Source organism: Sinanaerobacter chloroacetimidivorans (assembly GCF_018128545.1).
GTDB lineage: Bacteria > Bacillota > Clostridia > Peptostreptococcales > Anaerovoracaceae > Sinanaerobacter > Sinanaerobacter chloroacetimidivorans.
The window spans coordinates 1-987 of sequence record NZ_JAGSND010000057.1 but is presented as its reverse complement, the minus strand read 5'-3'; the positions used below and the strand labels follow the sequence as shown (position 1 = coordinate 987).

The 987-nt window shown below is 46.5% G+C and carries 2 protein-coding genes; both read right to left on the bottom strand.

Going from position 1 to position 987, the window contains the following annotated elements; genetic code table 11:
- Positions 1-105 precede the first annotated feature (105 nt).
- Positions 106-459 (bottom strand): IS66 family insertion sequence element accessory protein TnpB, encoded by a 354-nt coding sequence (gene tnpB, locus KCX82_RS22845; RefSeq protein ID WP_227020743.1) that lies wholly within the window; start codon positions 457-459, stop codon positions 106-108.
- Positions 456-809, bottom strand: a complete 354-nt coding sequence (tnpA, locus tag KCX82_RS22840) for an IS66 family insertion sequence element accessory protein TnpA (protein WP_227020742.1) — start codon at positions 807-809, stop codon at positions 456-458. The genes tnpB and tnpA overlap by 4 nt, the downstream gene beginning before the upstream one ends.
- Positions 810-987 lie beyond the last annotated feature (178 nt).

Below are 987 nucleotides of genomic sequence, written 5' to 3'. Positions count from 1 at the left end.
TCATTTCTAAAAAAACTGCGCTTACTCTTTCAATCACTTGTCTGTACAGAAAACGGAAGTTATGTTTTCAATCAACCCTTTTCCACAAGACGTTTTCACGGATTTTTACGAGATCAGCCGCTCAAGAACCTCCTTCCGGTTTAGCTTCTTTTCTAACCTTGCACCGTCGACCAGACAGGACAGTTCCTTGGGATCAAGAACCATGGTACCGGATTCTCCTTCCGCCGGCCAGCGGAAGCGGCCGCGCTCCAGCCGCTTGAAATGCAGCCAGAACCCATCACCGTCCCATTCCAGGATTTTCAATCGATTCCTGCTCTTGTTGCAGAACACAAACAGCGCATTTGCAAACGGGTCAAGGGAAAAGTTCTCCTGCACCAGGCTCAAGAGTCCATTGATGCTTTTTCTCATATCCGTGCCTCCGCAGCACAGGTAGACAGGCTTGTCATCCCACCGTATCATAACGACCTCAATGTGTGGCAGACTTTCGAAAGCAGATCGTGATCTGTTTCGGCGGTCACAGTGATATGGCAGCCGTTAATCTCAATCTTAAGCGCTTCTGTCGTCTGCTGCATCGGTCCTGATGCGAGCTGCACCCAGCCGCCCGGTGATATGCTCCTTGGTTCTTCCTTTTTTACAAGTTCTGTGCATGCTGACTCGCGTAGCTTTTTCAGCCAGTAAAAGTATGCATTTCTGCTTATCACTTCCGCCTGGCAGAAATCTTTGATGCTCTGTCTGCTATCCGCTCGTGCCTGTATAATCTGCGCCCATTGGGACATCCGGTACTCAGCGGCGACTTTTTGTGTATCCATACAATCACTCCATTCCAGGTTGAAAAGTTGGCTTACTTTTTCAACCGTATTCCTATTATGATTGTACAAGTTTTTCAACTACGATTTTAGGTGACGTTTTATTTGACGCTTCGTATTATTAAGTTATAGTACTCTTCTCATTCTGGTTCTCGGAATATGTACTATACTGTTTATAGAC

What these genes read in the sequence shown, in the direction of transcription:
- tnpB (WP_227020743.1), bottom strand. Translation starts at nt 459, where the DNA reads ATGATACGGTGGGATGACAAGCCTGTCTACCTGTGCTGCGGAGGCACG.
- tnpA (WP_227020742.1), bottom strand. Translation starts at nt 809, where the DNA reads ATGGATACACAAAAAGTCGCCGCTGAGTACCGGATGTCCCAATGGGCG.